Here is a 4650-nt window from a genome sequence, read left to right as displayed (position 1 = left end):
CGCTTGAGGTACGGCGCCTTGAGCCGCGTCAGCTGTTTGCGGTACGCCATCACCCGGGCAGCGAAATCGTGCCGTCCGCCGCGATCGGAAAGGCCGGATTGTGCGCCACTTCCCAGACATGCCCATCCGCATCGGCGAAATAGCCATACCAGCCGCCCCAGAAGGCGCGGCCTGCCGGCTTGACGACGCGGCCGCCGGCCTTTTCCGCCGCGGCGAGCATCTCGTCGACTTCGGCGTCGGAGCGGGTGTTGTAGGCGAGGTAGACGGCGGAAGGCGCTTGGGCGAAGGCGATGCCGGAATCCGCCTCGGCACTGGCGCGCGGGAAGAGTCCGAGAATGACGCCGCCCATCTGGAAGAAGGCGACACCGTCCGTGATCCCGCCATGCCGTTCCAGTCCCATGGCTTCGTAGAAGCGCACGGCGCGATCGAGATCATCCGTTGCAACCGTGACGATGGAAATGCGCGGCTCCACGGCTACTCGTCCGTCCATTCCGGCTTGCGCTTGCCAATGAAGGCGCCGATGCCTTCTTCAGCGTCGCGCGCCAACATGTTCTCGACCATGACGCGGCCGGTATAGGCATAGGCGTCGGCCAGCCCCATTTCGGCCTGCGCGTAAAAGGCCTCCTTGCCGATCTTGACCACCGAAGATGATTTGGAAGCAATGGTTTGCGCGTATTTGCTGACGATCTGATTCAGGTATTCACGCGGCACGACGCGGTTGACCAGGCCGAATTCCTTGGCGGTTGCGGCGTCGATCGTCTCGCCGGTCAACAGCATCTCCATCGCCTGCTTGCGCGAGACGTTGCGCGACAGCGCCACCATAGGTGTCGAGCAGAACAGGCCGATATTGACGCCCGGCGTGCAGAAGGTCGCCTCGTGCGAGGCGATCGCCAGATCGCAGCTGGCGACAAGCTGCAGGCCGGCGGCGGTCGCCAGGCCGTCGACTTCGGCGATGACCGGCAGGGGATGGCGCACGATCGCCTGCATCAGCTGGGCGCAAGCTGCAAACGTCTCTTCGAAGAAAGCCTTGCCGCGATCGGCATCGGCGCGGCGCGCGGTCATTTCCTTGAGATCATGGCCGGCGCAGAACACTTTTCCAGCCGCCGACAGGATGATGATACGAACCGCCTTGTCGGCCTTGGCGCGGTCAAGTTCGGCCCGCAGCGCCGCCATTACCGCAAGCGACAAAGCGTTGGCCGGCGGATTGGCGAGCGTGAGGCGCAGCACGCCCTTGTCAAGCCTGGTCGTGACCGGGCCCTCGACAGCAACAGGCTTGATGGCAAGGATTTCGGCCATTGCTAAGGTCTCCGCGATTCCGGTCGGGCTTTTGACTATCTAATATCGGATCGGCTTTCGTCCAACACCCATCGCTTACGCCTCAACGCCGAAGGTGTTGCCAGGAACGCCTTGCCGCGCTCATACAGGCTTGGCGTAAAAGCGAGAGACCGACATGCCCGCCCAGACCAATCTCAAGCCGGTGCTGACCGCAGCTCAAGTCAATGTGCTGATGGACACCGTCTATCCCCAGCTCAACGAGCAGTTCAAATATTATGAGGCCATCGACGTTTTCCCAGGCGGCTGCACCGTGCGGCTCAATGCCGGCGAGCGGCATTTGCGTCCGGGCGGCACCGTATCCGGTCCGTCGCTGTTCACGCTGGCCGATATTGGCGGCTATGTCTGCGTGCTTTCCCATGCCGGGCCGGACGCGCTGTCCGTGACGGTCAACCTCGACATCAACTTCGTGCGCAAGGCCGAGGCCGGCCCGATCGATGGCCATTGCCGCATCCTGAAGCTCGGAAGGAGCCTGATGGTGTTCGACATCGACATCGTCGCCGGCCCAGAAGGACAGACGATCGCGCACGCCACCGGCACCTATTCGATTCCGCCGAAGCGCGCCGGCGATGTGGTAAAATAGTACCTTTTGTCTAAGGCATTGTTTCTAAATAATTTTACTTGCCAGCAGACTTTTCCATCACCTTGACGCGCAATTCCCCCTCGCCTATAAGCCCTCACGAAGCAGCGGCCCGCAAAGGCCGCCGTTTTGTTATTGGCGGCGGGCAAGCGCCTCATCGCCAATCCAAGCAACAAGAAACGCCTTCTCTTTGAAGGTCAAAACCGAGAGCAGAAACATGACAACCTTTTCGCAGAAGCCTGCGGATGTGGTGAAGAAGTGGATCCTGATCGACGCCGAGGGTCTCGTCGTCGGCCGTCTCGCCACTGTCATCGCCAATCATCTTCGCGGCAAGCACAAGCCGACCTTCACCCCGCATGTCGACGACGGCGACAATGTCATCGTCATCAATGCCGACAAGGTGGTGTTCACCGGCAAGAAGTTCACCGACAAGGTCTATTATTGGCACACCGGCCACCCCGGCGGCATCAAGGAGCGCACCGCGCGCCAGCTGCTCGAGGGTCGTTTCCCGGAGCGCGTCGTCGAGAAGGCCGTTGAGCGCATGGTCCCGCGTGGCCCGCTCGGCCGTCGCCAGATGAAGAACCTGCGCGTCTATGCAGGCGCAGAGCATCCGCATGTCGCCCAGCAGCCAGAAGTCCTCGACGTGGCCAAGCTGAATTCCAAGAACAAGAAGGTCGCATAAGATGGCTGAGCTTTCCTCGCTCGCAGAACTGGGCGCCGCCACGGGCAACACCAATACCCAGGCGGCAGCCCCCGTCCACGTCCAAAAGCTCGACAAGTCGGGCCGCGCCTACGCCACCGGCAAGCGCAAGAACGCCATTGCGCGCGTCTGGGTGAAGCCGGGTTCCGGCAAGATCGTCGTCAACGACAAGGAATTCGCGACCTATTTCGCGCGTCCGGTCCTGCAGATGATCCTCAACCAGCCGATCATCGCCTCCAACCGTTCGGGTCAGTACGACATCGTCGCCACCGTCGTCGGCGGCGGCCTCTCCGGCCAGGCCGGTGCGGTGCGTCACGGCATCTCCAAGGCGCTGACCTACTACGAGCCGGCGCTGCGCGCCGTGCTGAAGAAGGGCGGCTTCCTGACCCGCGACAGCCGCGTCGTCGAGCGCAAGAAGTATGGCAAGGCGAAGGCTCGCCGCAGCTTCCAGTTCTCGAAGCGCTAAGCGCTCCGCAGTTTGGACAATCGAAAAGGCCGCCTCCGGGCGGCCTTTTTGCATTGCGAATCGCTATCCTGCGGGATGATCCGCGTCGCGGATGAAAAGGAAGGCGCAGAGCGCCGAGAACGCCACGGCGAGCGCGGAGGCAAGGAAAGCAAGCTGCATGCCCCGGATCGTGCCCAGCGCCAAGGCGGAGCCGAACAGCGCGACGCCGATCGCCCCACCCGACTGGCGCACCGTGTTGAGCACGCCCGAGGCTGTTCCCGACATCGCTGTCGGCACGGACGACAGCAACGCGGTTGTCATGGCGGGCACAGCAAGACCGATACCGACCGGCAGGAACAGCAGTCGCCACAGCAGCGACAGGTAAGGGGTGTCCGCCTGGATCAGCGCCATCAGGCCGAAACCGGCCGCGCCGACAAGCAGGCCAATCGCCATCGGCAACCTTGGGCCATGCGTCGCGGCGATGCGTCCGGCGGCAATGTTCGACACGGTGACGGCCGCCATGAACGGCAGGAAGGCGAGCCCGGTCATTTCGGGCGAAAAATGCCTTTCCTGCTGGAAATAGAGGCTGAGCATGAAGATCGTGCCGTAAAGCGTCAAATTGACCGCCAATCCGACGAGGCTGGTCACCGCCGGTACACGGCTGGCAAAAAGATTGAGCGCAAACATCGGTGCCCTGCTCCGGCCCTCGACCAGCAGGAACAGGCTTCCGGCCACCGCCGCCGCCGCCAGTCCGCCGATAGCCGGCAATGAAGCCCACCCGGACGAGCCGGTTTCGATGAAGGCGCCGGTCAGCAAGAACAGCGTCAGCACGACAAGCCCCTGCCCGGCCCAATCGATCGGCGGCTTTTCAGCCTTCAGCGGCGTTTCCCGCAGAAACCGGTAGGCCATCCAGATGGCGAGAGCGCCGATAGGCAGGTTGACCAGGAAGATGCTGGCCCAGCCGAGCGACGCGACCATGAAGCCGCCGAGCACCGGCCCGGCCGACAAGGCGACGCCACCGGCTGCCGTCCACAGGCCGACGGCGCGCGCCCGGCGTGGCCTGTCGGAAGCGTAGGCATGGTTGAGCAGTGCCAGCGAACACGGCATCAGCAGCGCGGCGCCCGCGCCCTGCACGGCACGCGCCGCGATCAGTACCCAAGGGCTCTGCGCCAAGCCGCAGACCAACGAAGCCATGCTGAACAATACCATACCACCGACGAACACCCGGCGGGCGCCGATCCTGTCGCCGAGCGCGCCGCCGGCGAGCAGCAGCGAGGCGAAGGCAAGCGTGTAGGCGTCAACCACCCATTGCAGGCCGCCTATGCCCATCGACAGTGCGGCGCCGATCCTGTTGAGGGCGACATTGACGATGGAGACATCGAGTTGCACCACCACGAAACCGAGACTGGTCGCGGCGACGGTGGCGGCATAGGCGGCGCGAGGCTTGGAAACGATGGTGTCGGTCATGCCTTGGAATAACGGCTTCTCACTGACACCGTTCCGTCAGGAGAGGCCAGGCTGCGACAACCAGCCCGGGATGCCGATCCCGGCAAATCAATTGATGCTGGCGGTCGCGGCGGGCTCGATGCGTTT

Annotated in this window: 6 protein-coding genes; 3 read left to right on the top strand and 3 right to left on the bottom strand. The window is 63.5% G+C overall.

Annotated features, from left to right (window positions below):
• Positions 1-49 precede the first annotated feature (49 nt).
• Positions 50-472, bottom strand: coding sequence for a VOC family protein (locus C1D09_RS24705; RefSeq protein WP_143976709.1), 423 nt, complete (start codon positions 470-472; stop codon positions 50-52).
• A 2-nt stretch (positions 473-474) separates the two neighbouring features.
• Positions 475-1296 (bottom strand): enoyl-CoA hydratase, encoded by an 822-nt coding sequence (locus C1D09_RS24700; RefSeq protein ID WP_143976708.1) that lies wholly within the window; start codon positions 1294-1296, stop codon positions 475-477.
• Positions 1297-1450: 154 nt separating this feature from the next.
• Between C1D09_RS24700 and C1D09_RS24695 the strand changes: the two genes are divergently transcribed.
• From C1D09_RS24695 to rpsI, 3 genes are all read left to right on the top strand, one after another.
• Positions 1451-1915 carry a PaaI family thioesterase gene (locus C1D09_RS24695; RefSeq protein ID WP_143976707.1) on the top strand — a complete coding sequence of 155 codons (465 nt, stop codon included), beginning with the start codon at positions 1451-1453 and terminating at the stop codon, positions 1913-1915.
• Between the two features lie 214 nt (positions 1916-2129).
• On the top strand, positions 2130-2594 hold the full coding sequence (gene rplM, locus C1D09_RS24690; RefSeq protein WP_010915638.1) for a 50S ribosomal protein L13: 465 nt from the start codon (positions 2130-2132) through the stop codon (positions 2592-2594).
• A 1-nt stretch (position 2595) separates the two neighbouring features.
• Positions 2596-3078 carry a 30S ribosomal protein S9 gene (rpsI, locus tag C1D09_RS24685; protein WP_010915637.1) on the top strand — a complete coding sequence of 161 codons (483 nt, stop codon included), beginning with the start codon at positions 2596-2598 and terminating at the stop codon, positions 3076-3078.
• 63 nt (positions 3079-3141) lie between these two features.
• Here rpsI and C1D09_RS24680 read toward each other — a convergent pair whose 3' ends face one another.
• Entirely contained in the window at positions 3142-4524 is a 1383-nt protein-coding gene (locus C1D09_RS24680; RefSeq protein WP_143976706.1) for an MFS transporter, read from the bottom strand.
• Positions 4525-4650: the final 126 nt, after the last annotated feature.

The organism is Mesorhizobium intechi, from assembly GCF_002879535.1.
Lineage (GTDB): Bacteria > Pseudomonadota > Alphaproteobacteria > Rhizobiales > Rhizobiaceae > Mesorhizobium > Mesorhizobium intechi.
Note: the sequence above shows the minus strand (reverse complement) of the source record. Positions and strands in the feature narration are given on the sequence as shown.